The sequence below is a fragment of the Pseudarthrobacter chlorophenolicus A6 genome (assembly GCF_000022025.1).
Lineage (GTDB): Bacteria > Actinomycetota > Actinomycetes > Actinomycetales > Micrococcaceae > Arthrobacter > Arthrobacter chlorophenolicus.
This window is the reverse complement of sequence record NC_011886.1, coordinates 2,014,896-2,030,837: the sequence shown is the minus strand read 5'-3', so window position 1 is coordinate 2,030,837 and position 15,942 is coordinate 2,014,896. Positions and strand designations below refer to the sequence as shown.

General features: G+C 69.5%; 14 protein-coding genes. 5 read left to right on the top strand and 9 right to left on the bottom strand.

Translation table 11 applies throughout. From position 1 onward, the window contains the following. Window positions 1–129 precede the first annotated feature (129 nt). Together ACHL_RS09045 and ACHL_RS09040 are read left to right on the top strand one after the other, a co-directional pair. Window positions 130–1,743 carry a helix-turn-helix transcriptional regulator gene (locus ACHL_RS09045; RefSeq protein WP_015936991.1) on the top strand — a complete coding sequence of 538 codons (1,614 nt, stop codon included), beginning with the start codon at window positions 130–132 and terminating at the stop codon, window positions 1,741–1,743. 229 nt (window positions 1,744–1,972) lie between these two features. Next, window positions 1,973–3,055 (top strand): class I SAM-dependent methyltransferase, encoded by a 1,083-nt coding sequence (locus tag ACHL_RS09040; protein WP_015936990.1) that lies wholly within the window; start codon window positions 1,973–1,975, stop codon window positions 3,053–3,055. 73 nt (window positions 3,056–3,128) lie between these two features. Here ACHL_RS09040 and ACHL_RS09035 read toward each other — a convergent pair whose 3' ends face one another. The 3 genes from ACHL_RS09035 to ACHL_RS09025 form a co-directional block, all read right to left on the bottom strand. Continuing rightward, window positions 3,129–3,563 (bottom strand): VOC family protein, encoded by a 435-nt coding sequence (locus ACHL_RS09035; RefSeq protein WP_015936989.1) that lies wholly within the window; start codon window positions 3,561–3,563, stop codon window positions 3,129–3,131. Window positions 3,564–3,667: 104 nt separating this feature from the next. Then, a complete protein-coding gene (locus tag ACHL_RS09030) occupies window positions 3,668–4,390 on the bottom strand; it encodes a response regulator (RefSeq protein WP_015936988.1) in 723 nt (240 codons plus the stop codon). Further along, complete coding sequence (locus ACHL_RS09025) at window positions 4,387–6,300, bottom strand: DUF4118 domain-containing protein (RefSeq protein WP_244266535.1); 1,914 nt, start codon at window positions 6,298–6,300, stop codon at window positions 4,387–4,389. The genes ACHL_RS09030 and ACHL_RS09025 overlap by 4 nt, the downstream gene beginning before the upstream one ends. Window positions 6,301–6,483: 183 nt before the next feature. Here ACHL_RS09025 and ACHL_RS09020 point away from each other — a divergent pair, with 183 nt between their 5' ends. Both ACHL_RS09020 and ACHL_RS09015 read left to right on the top strand, forming a co-directional pair. After that, entirely contained in the window at window positions 6,484–8,460 is a 1,977-nt protein-coding gene (locus ACHL_RS09020; protein WP_015936987.1) for an APC family permease, read from the top strand. Window positions 8,461–8,508: 48 nt separating this feature from the next. Further along, window positions 8,509–9,129: an L-threonylcarbamoyladenylate synthase gene (locus ACHL_RS09015; RefSeq protein WP_015936986.1), complete on the top strand. Its 621-nt coding sequence runs from the start codon at window positions 8,509–8,511 to the stop codon at window positions 9,127–9,129. 108 nt (window positions 9,130–9,237) lie between these two features. On the opposite strand, the gene ligD is transcribed toward ACHL_RS09015, so the two are convergent. Beyond that, window positions 9,238–10,260 (bottom strand): non-homologous end-joining DNA ligase, encoded by a 1,023-nt coding sequence (ligD, locus tag ACHL_RS09010; protein WP_015936985.1) that lies wholly within the window; start codon window positions 10,258–10,260, stop codon window positions 9,238–9,240. 69 nt (window positions 10,261–10,329) lie between these two features. Between ligD and ACHL_RS09005 the strand changes: the two genes are divergently transcribed. Continuing rightward, window positions 10,330–11,016, top strand: a complete 687-nt coding sequence (locus ACHL_RS09005) for an alpha/beta hydrolase family protein (protein WP_015936984.1) — start codon at window positions 10,330–10,332, stop codon at window positions 11,014–11,016. Window positions 11,017–11,038: 22 nt separating this feature from the next. Here the strand turns inward: ACHL_RS09005 and ACHL_RS24465 are convergent, their stop codons facing one another. The 5 genes from ACHL_RS24465 to ACHL_RS08985 all read right to left on the bottom strand — a co-directional run bounded on the left by ACHL_RS24465 (window position 11,039) and on the right by ACHL_RS08985 (window position 15,652). Continuing rightward, window positions 11,039–11,185 carry a hypothetical protein gene (locus ACHL_RS24465; protein WP_167534772.1) on the bottom strand — a complete coding sequence of 49 codons (147 nt, stop codon included), beginning with the start codon at window positions 11,183–11,185 and terminating at the stop codon, window positions 11,039–11,041. Between the two features lie 149 nt (window positions 11,186–11,334). Beyond that, on the bottom strand, window positions 11,335–13,950 hold the full coding sequence (gene hrpB, locus ACHL_RS09000; protein WP_015936983.1) for an ATP-dependent helicase HrpB: 2,616 nt from the start codon (window positions 13,948–13,950) through the stop codon (window positions 11,335–11,337). A gap of 67 nt (window positions 13,951–14,017) precedes the next feature. Then, on the bottom strand, window positions 14,018–14,665 hold the full coding sequence (locus tag ACHL_RS08995; protein ID WP_015936982.1) for a hypothetical protein: 648 nt from the start codon (window positions 14,663–14,665) through the stop codon (window positions 14,018–14,020). After that, window positions 14,655–15,008 carry a hypothetical protein gene (locus tag ACHL_RS08990; protein ID WP_015936981.1) on the bottom strand — a complete coding sequence of 118 codons (354 nt, stop codon included), beginning with the start codon at window positions 15,006–15,008 and terminating at the stop codon, window positions 14,655–14,657. Before ACHL_RS08990 ends, ACHL_RS08995 begins: the two co-directional genes overlap by 11 nt. A 131-nt stretch (window positions 15,009–15,139) precedes the next feature. Beyond that, on the bottom strand, window positions 15,140–15,652 hold the full coding sequence (locus ACHL_RS08985; RefSeq protein ID WP_015936980.1) for a flavin reductase family protein: 513 nt from the start codon (window positions 15,650–15,652) through the stop codon (window positions 15,140–15,142). Between the last annotated feature and the right edge of the window lie 290 nt (window positions 15,653–15,942).

Genomic DNA, 15,942 nt, shown 5'->3' with positions numbered 1-15,942 from the left:
CGCAGGCTCCTCACCGACCGGATGTTCAACGCGCTCATCAGCAGGGCCGTCGGCCTGCCGCGGAAGTAAGCCCGCCTGTTCGGGCCTCGGCGGCAGCAGTACGCTGGAGTCGATATCCCGGAGGGGCCAATGACGGAACTGGACCAACTGCTGGCGTCCGGGCGGGAAGCATTCGCCCGGCGGGACTGGTCCGCGGCCGAACGGGATCTCCGTGAAGCGTCAGGGCACGCGCCCCTGCCTGCCGGCGACCTGGGAGCCCTGGCGGACTCCGCCTGGTGGCTGGGCGACATCGCGGCAGCGCTGGCCAATGCTGAGGAGCTGTACCGGCGCCTCACGGAAAGCGGGGACCGTGCCGGAGCAGCCATGACGGCCATCGAACTGAGCCTGCGGTGGGGCACCCGCGGGGACCTGGCTCTCGCGTCCGGATGGCTCAGCCGGGCCCGGCGGACACTTTCCGGGCTTGAGGCGCTGCCCGCTTATGGCTATCTCCAATACCTGGAGGCAACCATGACCATGGATTTCGAGGGCGACCCGGGACCTGCCGCAGGCGCAGCCGAGACGCTTGAGGCCATGGCCCGCACCTGCAGCGACCCGGCCCTTGCTTGCTTCTCAAGGGTTCTGTCCGGCCTTGCGCTGGCACGGGCCGGCGACGTTGAAGCGGGCTTCCGCTGCCTGGATGAAGCGATGCTGCCCGTGCTCGCCGGCGAGGTACCGGCCGAATGGAGCGGCGATATCTATTGCACGGTGACGCACCTGTGCCATGCCCTGGGCGACTATGCGCGGATGCGGTCGTGGACCGATGCCCTGCAGCGGTGGACAGCGGGAATGTCCGGCACGTTCGTGTACGCCCATGTGACCCGGGTCCACGAGCTTCAGCTGCTCAGCATCGAAGGCTCCTGGGCGGAAGTGCTCAGGGAGATCGGTCCGTTGAGCGAAGTTCTGGCCGGAGCGCACGGATGGATGGCGGGCGCCGGTTTCTGCGAACTGGGTGACATCCTGCGGCTCCGCGGGGACTGGGCGGGGGCCCGGGCGGCATACGCCAGCGCGCGGGAGGCCGGGGTGGATCCGCAGCCGGGCGAGGCACTGCTGCTGCTGGCATCCGGCCGGAACACCGAAGCCCTTGAACGCCTGGGCCGCTCGCTGGGCGAGGGCACCGCGCTGGACAGGGCCCGGCTCCTGCTGCCGGCCACGGAAGCGGCGTTGGCTGCCGGGCAGCGGGCGCTCGCCGAAGCCTATTGCGCCGAACTGGAACAGAGCGCAGCCCGCTTCGCCTCGCCTGGCTTCCTTGCCCGGGCGGCGCATGCCCGCGCAATTGTGCTGCTGGCCGCAGGCCGGCACGCCGCTGCGCTGGACCCGTTGGAGGCCGCCATCAGGATCTACCGCCTCCAGCATGCGCGGTACAGCATTGCCGCCGTGCATGAACTCCTGGCCGCCTGCCGGCAGGCCCTGGGGCAGCAGGGCGCCGCTGCAGCGGACCGCGCCACAGCCCTGGCGATCTACCGCGGGCTCGGTGCGCAGCCGGATGTCCGGCGGTTGGACGGACCGCTGCCGGGAGGGCTCACCGCACGCGAAACCGAAGTACTGGCCCTGGTCAGCCGCGGTGCCAGCAACCGGGAGGTTGCCGCCGCACTGGTCCTCAGCGAAAAAACCGTAGGACGGCACCTTGCCAACATCTTCGCCAAGATCGGCGTGACGTCGCGGACGGCCGCCGCCGGCTGGGCACGCGAGCACCACGTGGCATGACGCACGACGCCGGGACGAACCTTCCGCGGGTGGCGCACCGGGCGCGTGCCGCCGTCGTGCTCCCCCCATGGTGCCGTCTGCAGCATCCGCACCACACCGGCGTGGCCAGGATGCATCATCCGCCCGACGCGGGCACCTCATCCCCGGTCCTAGGTTTGAGGCATCCGGAAAGACCGGACAGCCCCGCCGGGCCGACGGCCGGGCCGGGGATGGGACAAAGGACACGACGATGACCACTTACCAGGCAGAAACGGCTGCCGAAGCATCGGCCGAAAGCACTGACGCGGCCGCCGCGCGGCTGATGGGAATCCTGAACGACGGATCTGCCGCCGTTCTGATCAGCATCGGCCACCAGACAGGGCTCTTTGATGTGCTCGCCGCCCTTCCACCCGCCACGAGCACGCAGATTGCGGACGCTTCCGGGCTCAATGAACGCTACGTCCGCGAGTGGCTGGGCGGCATGGTCACCACCGGCATCGTCCACTACGGGCCAGCCACGAAAACCTACGCACTGGATCCTGCCTACGTGCCGTCCATGACCGGGACCGGCGTGGACAACCTCGCCAGGACCCTGACGTTTGTCACGCTCATGGGCGAGGTGGCGGGAAAGGTCGCCGGGAAGTTCCGCACCGGCGGCGGGCTGCACTACGCCGAATACCCGGGTTTCGTCGCGATCCAGGCCGCGGACAGCGCTTCAGTGCACGACTTCTCACTGGTGGATGTGATCCTTCCGCTGTCCGGCAGGGTGTCGGACCTGCAGGCCGGGATTACCGTAGCCGACATCGGCTGCGGCGCCGGCCACGCCATCAACCTGATGGCGCAGGCCTTTCCCGCCAGCAGCTTCACGGGCTACGACTTCTTCGAGGAGGCCATCGACGCCGGCAGGACCGAAGCGCAGCAACTGGGACTCGCCAACGTCCGGTTTGAGCTCGCCGATGCTGCGGCGCTGGAGCTCCGGGAAGAGCTGGACCTCATCACCGTGTTCGACGCCGTCCACGACCAGGCCCACCCGGCGGCGGTGCTGCGGAACATCCGGCGGGCACTCAAGCCCGGCGGCACCTTCCTGATGGTGGACATCAAGGCCTCCAGCAACCTGGAAGAGAACGTGGATCTCCCGTGGGCGGCCTTCCTTTACGCCATCTCCACCACGCACTGCATGTCCGTTTCGCTGGCCCAGGACGGCGACGGCCTGGGCACGGTGTGGGGAGTCCAGCAGGCTGAAGCCATGCTGCGCGGCGCCGGGTTCAATGAGGTCCGGGTGCTGGACCTGGCGGAGGATCCCTTCAACGCGTACTTCGTGGCGTCCGTGTAGGTCCGGCCAGGAACCGGGAAGGGCACCCCTGCGGTGATCCGCGGGGGTGCCCTTCGTTGGTTTGGCCGCCGGATCAGGGGGCGTCTGCGGAACGCTCCCCCGCGTTGGCGTTGACCAGCCACGCCACGCCGAACCGGTCCGTGCACATGCCGAAGACGTCACCCCACGGGGATTTCTCCATCGGAACGGTGACGGAGCCGCCGTCGCTGCTGAGCTTGTCGTAGTAGCCGCGCAGTTCCGTTTCATCCTCGCCGCTGAGGGAAATGGAGATGGCGGAGCCCTCGCTGAATTCCATGTGGCTGGGGGTGTCCGAGCCCATGAGCACCAGGCCGCTGGGCGTGGTCAGCATGCCGTGCATGATCTTGTCCGCTTCCGCCGGGTCCTCGGCCATCTGGTATTCACCGAAGGTGCTGACCCGCAGGTCGCCGCCAAAGACTGACTGGTAGAAGTTCAGGGCCTCGCGGGCGTTGTCCCGGAAGCTGATGTACGGGTTGAGGATGGTCGGCATACTGGATCTCCTTCGCGTGGTGTCGTGGTCATGGACCAGACAACATCCTGCCCCATGGCCGCTTCCGGGGGTAGGGGTTGTGGGCGGCCGACCCGGGCGGGTGGTCAGGGCACGAACCGGTACCCGATGCCGGGTTCCGTGAGCAGGTGCCGCGGCTTGCCGGCGTCGGCCTCCAGCTTCCGGCGCAGCTGCGCCATGTAGACGCGCAGGTAGTTGGCTTCCTTGACATAGCCGGGACCCCACACCCGTGCCAGCAGCTGCTGCTGCGTGATGAGCCGGTTAGGGTTCAGGACCAGGATTTCGAGGATCTTCCACTCTGTGGGCGTCAGCCGAACCGCACTGCCGCCGCGGTCCACCCGGCGGGCTGCCAGATCCACGCTGAACGCGGCGGACGCCACCACGGGTGCCGCTTCCGGGGCAGGGACACGGCGCTGCAGGGCCCGCAGCCGTGCCAGGAGTTCGTCCAGCCCGAAGGGCTTGGTGATGTAGTCATCTGCGCCGGCGTCCAGGGCGCCCACCTTGTCCGCCGAGCCATGCCGCGCCGACAGCACCAGGACAGGCAGGGTGCTCCACCGCCGCAGGTCGCGCAGCACATCGACGCCGTCCATGTCCGGCAGTCCCAGGTCCAGGATCAGCAGGTCCGGTGCGTGCCGCGAGGCTGCAACAAGCGCCGAGGCCCCGTCGGAAGCGGCGTCCACGGCGTAGCCGTGGGCGGCGAGGGTGATCCGCAGCGCCTTCAGGAGATGGGGATCATCGTCCACCACCAGCACCCTGGCGTGGGCCGCAGCCGCGCCGGCCGCCGTCGTATCGTGGTTCTCCTGGGTCATTCCTGCGCCCCTCCCGCCGTGCCTCCGGCACCAGGGCCCGTGAGTGCACGGCCGTCATCTGAAGATCCTGTGACGGGTGGCCCGGCGGACAGTGGCAGGCGGATCACCATCGTCAGCCCGCCACCCGGTGTCTCTTCAGCGTCGAGGCTTCCGCGCATTGCCTGCACGAACCCCTGTGCCACGGCCAGTCCCAGCCCGATCCCGGTCCCTTGGTCCGCATCCCCCAGCCGTTGGAATGGCTGGAACATCTCCACCACCTTGCGGGCCGGAACACCCGGGCCGTGGTCAACGACGCGCAGCTCGCCGGCTGGGTGGCCGCCCGGGGCGGCGCCGCCCAGCTGAACGGGCGTCCCGGACACGGTGATGCCTGCCCCGGGGGCGTACTTGAGCGCGTTCTCCACGATGTTGGCGATGGCGCGCTCCAGCAGCCCGGGGTCCGCTTCCACAGCCGGCATGTTGGCCGGAAGCGCCACCGTGACGGCGCCGGGAGGGCACGTCCGGAGGGCATGGTCCACGGCGTCCCGCCACCGGACGGGTTCCAGCAGGGGTTCAACGGACTGGGCCGTAATCCTGGACATGTCCAGGAGGTTGCCCACCAGCCCATCCAGCCGGTCGGTGCATTCATCAATGGTTTCCAGCAGTTCCCGCCGTTCGTCCGGACCGTAGCCAACGCCGTCCTGGAGCAGGCCCCCGGCAGCCAGCTTGATCCCCGCCAGCGGCGTCCGGAGATCATGGGACACTGCCCGGAGGATGGCGGTCCGCATGGCGTTCCCCTCCGCAAGGCGGGAAATCTCCAGCCTGCTTGCTTCCAGCTGCCGCCGCTCCAGCCGTGCCCTGACATGAACCCCGAAAGCGTCCACCAGCCTGCGCTCCGCACGGGGAATCTCCCGCCCGAACAGCACCAGCCACGTACCGCCGTCCAGCTCTTCGGCAGTCCGCGCCGCCGCGCCCTCCGGTCCCCCTTCCCAGCCCGCGATGTCCCCTGCTCCCGCCACAAGCTCCCAGCCGTGCCGCGGAGGTCCGGCCGTGACCACGGCCGCGCCGGCGACCCCGAAAACGCTGAGGGATTCCGAGAGCAGCGCCTGCAGCGAGTCCTCGGAGCGGGAGGCTCCCAGGGCCAGGTCAGCCAGGGTGGCTGCTTCGGCCCGGGCGAGAGCCGCTTCTTTGGAGCGGCGGGCCGATCCGTCCACCACGCCGGCCACGGCAACGGATACCCCCACGAAAACGCCCAGTGCCAGGACGTCCTGGGGGTCGTGGATGGCGAGGTCCCCCACGGGCGGAGTGGAAAAGTAGTTGACCAGCAGGCTGCTCCACAGTGCACCGGCCACCGCCGGCCAGAGCCCGCCCACCAGGGCGACGGCCACCGCTCCGGCCAGCTGCACCAGCACTGCCGTAGCCACGCTGTGCTCCACCACCGCAAGGAGCAGCTGCAGGGCCGCGGGAAGGATGGCCGCGAGCGCGAATCCCGCCAGGGTCCTGCCCCGGCCGAGTTCGGTCCGCACACGCCGCAACGGGTGGACGGCCGGGTCACGGGGCACCACCTGCACGTCGATGTCGCCTGCGTCGCGCACCACCCGGGATTCAACGCTGCCGCGGAACAGTCCCGCAATCCGCCGCCGCCGGGACTGTCCCACCAGGATGTGCGTTGCCTGCACCGACCGTGCGTAGTCCAGCAGGGACTGAGCGACGTCCGTTCCGGCGAGCGCGTGGTATTCGCCGCCCACGCCGGCCACTGTCCGGCGCAGGTCTTCGAGGGCGCGCGGCGAGTCGCCGCGGGTCCCTGACGGGGTCCTCACATGTACCGCCAGCAACTTCCCGCCGCCGCGCCCGGCAAGGCGCGCGGCGCGCTTGACCAGGAGTTCGTCGTCGTCCCTGCCCTTGAGGCCGGCGACGATCCGTTCGGTTGCCATGAGGCACATTCTTCCACCGTTACGGCTGGTGGACGCGCTGTGGGCCCACGTGGTGTGGGTCCGCTCACAACGGCGTTAAGGATGCATCAAGATCGCCCGTTTGCCGGTTCCCCGGGCTGTGCCCGGTGCTACGTTCGGCTGTGCCCGGCGGCGTGCCGGGACTGTGATTCGAAAGGCATGGCGATGACCACCATGAGCCGGCCCCCGGCTGACCCCTCGGCCCCGCCGCTCCCCCGGGGCGTGGCGATGAAGAACTGGCTGCTGTTTGGGCTTCAGGACACCAAGGGCACGCACCAGGGCCCGGGAGGTGTGGCAACCAGCGGGCACCGGAAGCACCACTGGTGGCAGGTGATGTGCCTGACGGGCGTGGACTACTTCTCCACCCTGGGCTACCAGCCCGCGATCGCTGCCCTGGCCGCCGGCGCCATCTCCCCGCTCGCCACCCTGGTGCTGGTGGCGGTTACCCTGTTCGGTGCGCTTCCCGTATACCGCCGGGTGGCGGCGGAGAGCCCGCGCGGCGAAGGGTCCATCGCCATGCTTGAACGCCTCCTGCCACGCTGGGGCGGCAAGCTGCTGGTCCTGGTCCTGCTCGGCTTCGCGGCAACGGACTTCATGATCACCATGACCCTGTCTGCCGCCGACGCCACCGCCCACCTGATCGAGAACCCCTTCGCCCCGGGCTGGATGCACGGCCAGAACGTCGCCATCACCCTGGTGCTGTTGGGCCTCCTTGCGGCAGTGTTTTTGCGGGGCTTCAAGGAGGCCATCGGCATCGCGGTGGTCCTGGTGGCCGTGTACCTGGCGCTGAACGTGGTGGTGGTTGCCCGGGCGCTCGCCGAGGCGGCCACCCACCCGGTGGCGGTCAGCGGATGGTGGGATGCCCTCACCACCAGCCATGGAAACCCCCTCATGGCGGTGGCCGTGGCGCTGCTGGTGTTCCCGCGCCTGGCCCTGGGGCTGTCCGGGTTTGAGACGGGCGTGGCCGTCATGCCGCAGATCCGGGGCGGCGCCGGTGACACCGAGGCCAACCCTGCGGGGCGGATCCGCGGTACCCGCCGCATGCTGACCACTGCCGCCCTGATCATGAGCACGTTCCTGATCACCAGCAGTTTCGCCACGGTGGTCCTGATACCGGAGCAGCAGTTCCAGCCCGGCGGCGAAGCGAACGGACGTGCCCTGGCGTTCCTGGCCCACACCTACCTTGGCCCGGAGTTCGGCACGGTGTACGACGTCAGCACCATCGCCATCCTGTGGTTTGCCGGGGCCTCCGCGATGGCGGGGCTCCTGAACCTTGTGCCGCGGTACCTGCCCCGCTACGGGATGGCGCCGGAGTGGGCCAAAGCGGTCCGTCCCCTGGTGCTGGTCTTCACGCTGACGGGTGTCCTCATCACGGTGCTGTTCGAGGCCGACGTCGATGCCCAGGGCGGCGCCTACGCCACCGGCGTCCTGGTGCTGATGACCTCCGCCGCAGTCGCGGTGACGTTGTCCGCGCGCCGGCTGCGGCAACGGCGCAGGAGCATCGGATTCGCCATCATTGCGCTGCTGTTCCTCTACACCACGGTGGCCAACATCTTCGAGCGGCCCGAGGGCATCCGGATTGCCGGGTTCTTCATCCTGGCGATCGTGGCCATCTCCCTGCTGTCCAGGGTGCTCCGGTCCTTCGAGCTGCACGCCACCCATGTCCGGCTGGACACCGAGGCGCTCGAGTTCGTCACCTCCGCGGTAGCCGGTCCCATCGGGATCATCGCCCACGAGCCACTGCGCCAGTCCGCCGAGGCGTACCGCCGGAAGCTGGCCTCCGCCACTGAGGCGAGCCACTTCCCGGACAATGCCACGCCCCTGTTCCTGGAAGTGATGGTGGACGACTCCTCGGACTTCGAAACGGCCCTCGAAGTACGGGGCGTCCTCCGCCACGGCTACCCCGTGCTGGAAGTCCACGGCCCGGTGGTGCCCAACACCATCGCCTCGGTACTCCTCCATATCCGGGATGTCACGGGCCTGATGCCGCACATCTACTTCCGCTGGACCGAAGGCAACCCGGTGTCCAACCTCCTGCGGTTCCTGGTGCTCGGCGAGGGCGAGATTGCCCCGGTGACGCGTGAAATCCTGCGCGAGGCTGAACCGGATGTGACCCAACGCCCGTGGGTCCACGTCGGCTGACCGGGTGAAAGTGGTGCCTTACGGACCGGAGGAAAGTAGGCTCAGGTGATGGCCAGATTCTTCGATGTTCATCCGCACGATCCCCAGCCCCGCGCCATTGCGCAGGCCGTCAGCATCGTCCGCGACGGCGGGCTGATCGCCTACCCCACAGACTCCTGCTATGCGCTGGGGGCACAGATGGGCAACAAGGAGGCGCTGGACCGGATCCGGACCATCCGCCACCTGGATGACAAGCACCACTTCACCCTGGTGTGCCGCGACTTCGCCCAGCTGGGCCAGTTCGTGAACATCGGCAACGATGTGTTCCGGAGCATCAAGTCCGTGACCCCCGGCAGCTATACGTTCATCCTCCCCGCCACCAAGGAGGTTCCCAAGCGGCTGCTGCACCCGAAGAAGAAGACCGTGGGCGTGCGGATCCCGGACAACCGGGTAGTGCAGGCCCTCCTTGCCGAGCTGGGTGAACCGCTGCTCTCCAGCACGCTGCTGCTGCCGGACGAGGACGAGCCGCTCACGGTGGGCTGGGAGATCAAGGAACGGCTGGACCACCAGGTGGACGCGGTGATCGACGCCGGTGACTGCGGAGCCGAACCCACCACGGTGGTGGACTTCTCCAGCGGGGTGGCCGAGGTGGTCCGCCACGGCATGGGCGACCCGTCCCGCTTCGAGTAGTTGCCGGAGCAAGACCGCCATCGCTGGGCACTTAGCCGCCGGCCGCCGTCGTAATTACGACGGCGGCAGGCGTGTCCGTGTCAGTCGTTCACGTTCGAGGGGTGCGGCTCAGTCCTGCTTCTTTGCGCGGCTCGGCTGCACCCTCGGCGGTTCGCCGGGCATCTTTGGATAGTCCGGCGGGAACGGCATCTCGCCGAGCCCGTCCCTAATATCCCTGTCCCACCACTCGAGCAGCGTGCCGATGCTGCCGGGCTTTTCCCCGAACCCTGCCCAGGGGTCGCCAACGGTCTTCAGCCGGTCGGGGACGGTGAGTACGGTGAACTTCCGGGGATCAGTGGTTTCCAGTTCGTCCCACGTGATGGGACAGGAGACCGGGGCGTGCGGCAGGGCCCGGGGGCTGTAGGCGCCCGCGATGGTCCGGTCGCGGTTGGCCTGGTTGAAGTCCAGGAAGATCCGCTCACCGCGTTCCTCCTTCCACCACGCCGTGGTCACCTTGTCCGGCATCCGCCGTTCCACCTCGCGGGCTGCGGCAATAACGGCGTGCCGGACGTCCAGGAATTCGCGGACCGGTTCAATCGGAGCATAAACATGCAGGCCGCGGTTGCCTGAGGTCTTAATGAACGACTCGAGTCCGGCCTCGGCCAGGACATCCCGCAGCACCTGGGCCGCCGGTATGGCGTCGTCGAAATCCGTACCGGGTTGCGGGTCAAGGTCGATCCGGAGCTGGTCCGGGTTGTCCGTGTTCTCCGCCCGGGACGGCCACGGGTGGAACACCACAGTGTTCATCTGCACGGCCCAGACTGCGGCTGCCGGCTCGTCCAGCACCAGCTGGGGATGGGAACGCGCGCTCGGGTAGACCACCTTGACGGACCGGACGAAATCCGGGGTGCCGCGGGGCGGGTTCTTCGAGAAGAACATCTCGCCGTCGATGTTGTCGGAGTACCGCTGCAGGGACACCGGACGGTCCCCGTTCGCTGCGATGAATGCCTCCCCTACTTCGCAGATATACCGGGCGAGATCCAGCTTGGTCAGGCCCAGGTCCGGGAACAGGACCCTGCTGGGGCTGGAAATGCGCATCTCGCGCTCGCCATGGGGGCCCGGGACGGTGATGGTGGTCTGTTCGCTCGCCATGGGGACAACGTACACCCCGCTGTCCGCACGGCAGCACATTTGCCCTGCCCTGTCCGGCATGATGGATCCATGCCCGCAACCGATCAGCACCTGTCCATCCCGGTGGGCGATACCGCCGTCTCCGCCCTTTACGCCCGCCCTGGCAACCCGGCGGGCCCCGTGCCTACTGTGGTGGTGGCGCATGGTGCCGGTGCCGGGATGGAGCACCCGTTCCTGCGCGGGTTCACCGATGCCCTGAACGAACTGGGGCTGGCCACGCTCCGGTTCAACTTCCCCTACTGTGAAGCGGGTCGCAAGTTTCCGGACCGCCCTCCGCTGGCCATCGCCACGTGGCGGGCCGTTATGGACACCGCAGCGGAGCAGGCAACGGTCCACGGTGACACGGGTCCCGTGTGGGCCTGCGGCAAATCGTTTGGCGGCCGGATGGCGTCAATGGCCGTGGCCGAGGGGATGCCGGCGGCCGGCCTCATCTACCTGGGCTACCCGCTGCACCCGCCGGGCAAACCGGAGAAGCTCCGCGACGAACACCTGTACGGGCTGGCCACACCCATGCTGTTCCTGCAGGGCAGCCGGGACACCTTTGCCACCGCACACCTGTTGGAGGGGGTAGTCGCCAGGATCGGTCCCACGGCGGTCCTGGAGTGGGTGGACGGCGGTGACCATTCATTTGCCGTGGCCGGCGCCAAACGGCCTGCTGACCAGGTTGGTGCATCCTTGGCGGCGCCGGTGGCGGAATTCATCAGTTCCGGCAGCTGACGGCCCGGGAGTCCGGTGCTGGCTAGGCGGCGTCCTCGTGCCACCAGCCCGCCCACGCTGCAGAGGTCAGCCTGCCCGCGGGGAACGTGCCGGACTCTGTATTGCGGGACCCGCCGGCTTCGTTGCGGCGGCCATCCAGCAGGAGGTTGAGGCTGGTCAAGAGAAACATGGTGCTTCCTTCCGTAGGTGGTGCGGACCACGCTGTCCGCGTAGGAACGAGCCTAGGGAAGTGATGTTTCAGCACGTCGACTGGACGTTTCGGCTGTGTATCGTTGTTCTCACGCAGCCGCCCGCGCAGCCGTGCGGCGCGGGCGCGCTTCAGTTCCGCCGGTTGGTCCGTGCTGTGGCCGGGGCCGCCCAGGGGTCCTCGGGCCACGGATGCCGGGGATACCTGCCACGCATCTCGGCCCGGACCTGCGCATACGGCCCGGACCAGAACGAGGTGAGGTCGTCGGTGACGGCCAGCGGCCGGCGTGCCGGGGACAGCAGGTGGAACAGGACCGGAACCCGGCCGCCGGCCAGCCGCGGCGACTCGGCCAGGCCGAAGCATTCCTGCAGTTTCACGGCCACCACAGGCCGGGTGGTTTCCTCCCCGGGAACCGGATAGGCCACCCGGATCCTGGAACCGCTGGGGACCCCAAGCCATTCGGGCGCCAGTTCATCGAACCGCGCCGCCTCCGGCCAGGGCAGCAGGTTCCGCAGCGGGCCGGCCAGGTCAATGCGTGCGACGGCGGCGCCTTCCGCGAGTGCCTGGAGTTCCGGTCCGAGCCACTCGTCGAGGCGCTGCAGGAGCGCCCCATCCGAGACGTCGGGCCACGGACCGCCCAGTTCGCGGTGCAGAAGGGCAAGCCGCCCGCGAAGGTCCCGTGCCGCCGTCGACCAGTCCAGCAGGGCGAGGCCATCGCGGCGCAGGGCCGCGCTGACCGCTGCACGGCCCGCCTCCGGCGTAGGCCGGACAGGGGTCTCCGCCAGCACGATGGCGCCCAGGCGCCGGACCTTCCGTGCCGTGACCCGCCCCTGCCGGAACTCTGCCTCTACGGCCTCGCCCAGGAGATGGCCGGCGGCGGACTCAGCCTGCGCTGCCGTGAGCGGCGCCGCCGACCGGATGACCGCGCCGGTTCCGGCGGCGTCCCGGCCCTCGGCGCGCGAAACCTCGGCGACCGCGAGCCACTCATGGCCGCCCAGTGAACTGCCCGCCGGCAGCCCCGCCCGGGTCCCGGAGCTCAGCAGGTAGCGGGCAGGGCCGTCGCCGGGCACCAGGCGCGCAACCCTGTCCGGGTAGGCCAGTGCGACGACGGTGCCGGGAGCCTCCCCGAGGGCGTGGCCGGTGTGCCCAGCCGGGGTGCGCCCGTACCGGCGGACGAGTCCTTCCAGGCGACGGGTTTCCTCCTGCCACCGCCGCTGGGCCGGCCCCGCCTCCGTACGCAACCTGCCGAGCAGCCGCGGCAGGTCGGCGTCGGGCGCCCGCTGGTCTCCGGCAAGGGCTGCCACCACCTCGGCGGCCGCCTGCGCACCCACCTCCGCCGCACCGTCGAGGAGGGCGCGGGCCAGCCGGGGATCTGCCGGGATCTCCGCGAGCACCCGGCCGGTGGCGGTGGCATGACCGTCCTGGGTGACGGCGCCGAGCTCGCGCAACACTTCCATGGCGTCGTCCATGGCTTGCCGCGGCGGCGCGTCCGGCAACGCCAGGCCCTGCCCTCCGGGGGAACCCCAGCAGGCCAGTGTCAGGGCCGCGCCTGCCAGGTCCGCCACCCTGATCTCCGGGATGGCATGCGCGGGAGCCGCACCGAACGCCTGCTGGCTGTAGCAGTGGACCACCGTGCCGGGCCCCTGGCGGGCGGCACGGCCCGCCCGCTGTTCCGCCGAGGCGCGTGCACAGGACACGGTCACCAGGCCGGCCATGCCGCGGGCAGCGTCGCGCCGCGGTTCCCTGGCCAGGCCGGAGTCGATCACCAGGCGAACCCCGGGTACCGTCAGCGACGATTCGGCCAGGTCCGTGGACACGATGATCCTTGGCTTGCCGCCCGGCAGGCGGCCCGAAACCGCCCGGTCCTGTTCGGCGGCGCCGGCCTGGCCGTGGAGTTCGAGAACGTCCACGGCGGCGGCCAGCCTGTGCCGCAGTCCTGCCGCCACGTGGGCCACTTCGCGGGCGCCGGGAAGGAAGACCAGGGCATCGGACGACGGGTCCGTGCGCAGGGCTTGCTCCTGCGCGTCTGCTGCGGTGGCGGCGACGTGGTCGAGGAAGGCGCGTGTCACGCCCCGGTCATCCAGCCTGGGCGCCGGGGCCGGATGCCAGCGGACCTCCAGGGCGTGGAGGACGGACGGCGAGTCCACCACGGGAGCGGGCAGGCCGCCGTCGGGGTCCCCCAGCAGGGCCGCGAACCGGGCAGCTTCCACGGTGGCGGACATGGCCACCACCTGCAGGTCGCCGCGGAGTTGGCGCACCTCGGCGAGCATTCCCACCAGCAGGTCCGTTTCCAGTCCCCGTTCATGGACTTCGTCCAGCACGACGCCGGCAACCCCTGTCAGCCCGGGATCGGCCAGCAGGCGGCGCAGCAGGATGCCGGGGGTTACGAACTCAACGAGGGTTTCCGGGCCGGCTCGGCGCTCGCCGCGGACCGTGTAGCCCACCCTGCCGCCCAGCGGGCCGGCGTCCAGGCCGGCCAGCCGCCGTGCGGCGGCGCGTGCTGCGACGCGGCGCGGCTGGGTCACCACAATGCGGCCCGCTCCGCCGGCCAGGTTGGCCAGCAGCGGCGGCAGCAAGGTCGTTTTACCGGTTCCGGGAGGAGCCTGGACCACCGCGGCCGCGGACGGGCCGCCGGCGTCGAGCGCCCTCCGGAGATCAGGGAGGGACCGCGCGAAGGCCAGGTCAGCGCCGATGGCGCCGAGGTCAAAGGGCTGGATGTCACGGATGGCGGACGGGCCGGAAGGCAAACTCACCTGTCCATTCTGCCCCCGGCACAGTCTCCCGACGCCCCGCCGAATGGTCCAGGGGCACCGGTCAGGGTTTGTTGTGGCCCTTGGCTTTGCCCCGTGGTGCTGTGACACCGGGCGGAGGACCGGGTTGCTGCTGCACGGCCGGCGCGGGGGCCGGCGCTGCAGGATCGGGTGCTTCTGTCACGGCCCCGGTGTCCGCGGAACCGGATGTTGGTGTGCCGTCCGCGGACAGGGCGGCGTCTGCTGTGGGTGCCGTTCCAGCGGCAGCGGCGGTGCCGGCCACCGCAGCCCGGGACTCCAGTTGCCCGGTGATGTCGGCCCGCACCGCGCCCAGGGCACTTTCGATGCCGCGCAGCCGCGGGGCGGTGATCCGGCCATCGCGGGCGGCACGGTCCAGGTCATCCTCCAGCCCCTGCAGGGCAGACAATGCACTTTCCAGCCGGTTTTCCGCCGCCGCCTGGCTGATGCTCAGGACCCGGATCTGGAAGCCCCGCAGGGTGGCCTGATCGGTGTCGCCGGCCTGTTGCCCCTGGTAGACAGCCGCGGAGGCGGCCGTAAGGGCCGCAGCGATCAGGACTGCGATACCGCTGCGGAGCAGTGTGGAACGTGGCAGGCGGCGGGGCCGTGGCTTTGGCCGTGACGCGGCTGCGGGCAATGGTGTTGCCGGCCTCGCGGCCGCGGCGTTACCGCCGGGCAGGAGCTCAGGCAGCATGCCGGCCCCGGAGTGGGGCCAGGGACGCAGCCGGGCGGACCGGCAGGGTGGAAACCCGCGCCGGAAGAGGGGCTGCCGCGGTATCGGCTGCGGCGGCATGGGCCCCTGTAACAGCTTGCGGGGCGCGCGGGCTGGCAGCACGGGCGCGTAGCCGCCCCAGGATGTGCTGGAGAGCTGCGCGTAACAGGACCGCTGCCAACTGCCCGATGCCGACGCCCAGCAGCACGTGGCCGGCCAGGTACTGTCCGCCGGGTGCCGCGCCGCTGTGGGGGGCTGACGCGGCAACGGCTGCTCCGCCGGCAGTGAGCATCAGTGACCAGGCAACGCCGAATACTGCGCCCATTGTTCCTGCTTCCATCGTCCGCTAATCAGCAAGCTTACGGTAATGCTCAGCAAGCTTACTACTCGGCGGTGCGGATGCAAGAACCCTGCAGGAAACGGGATCATGGCCCGCCCGTGGTCCGGGCGGAAGTGTCAGCTGGCGGCTTCGAGCAGGCGGGCCTGCGAAAGTCCGGCGTACCGGCCCTTGAAGAACAGCAGGGGCTCAGCGTCCGTCCGAGCACTCAGGTGCCGCACGCTGGCCACCACGATGGTGTGGTCGCCGCCGTCGTGCTCCGCATGAAGCTCGCAGTCAATCCAGGCGAGCGCATCGTCGAGGATGGGGTTTCCCAGGGGCGAGGATGTGTGGCTGACACCGGCGAACTTGTCGGTTCCGGAGCGGGCAAACTGGCCGGCGAGATGCTGGTGTTCGGCCGGCAGGATGTTCACCGTAAAGGAGCCCGCATCACGCAGGACCGGCCACGTGCTGGAGGTGCGGGCGGGGTTGAAGGTGACCAGGGCGGGCTCCAGCGACAGGGACGCGAACGACTGGCAGGTAAAACCGGCCGGCCCTTGCGGTGTTGAACTGGTAATTACCGTCAGCCCGCTGGCAAAGGTTCCAAAAATATCGCGAAGCCGGCGGGGAGCAAGATCTGATGTGGCAGTCATTATGTGGCCTCTCGTGTGGATCGTTACCTCACCAAACCATTACCCAAATCAATTCGACAACCACCGCCGCAATGCACTGACGCGCTCCGCAACGCACGTTCACGCCAGTACCCGCGGCGTCATATGCCGGCTCTGTTACGGCCATCATGACCGTTTCTTACTGCCCGTTGACCCGCGTGTCCTGCAATTTCGATTTGTTTATTCCGGTTTCGCCCAGGTTCGCGGCACAGGGGCCAACACGGCTAATTTCCCTTAGAACCGAAATGAATAATGACACTCCGGAGGAATTC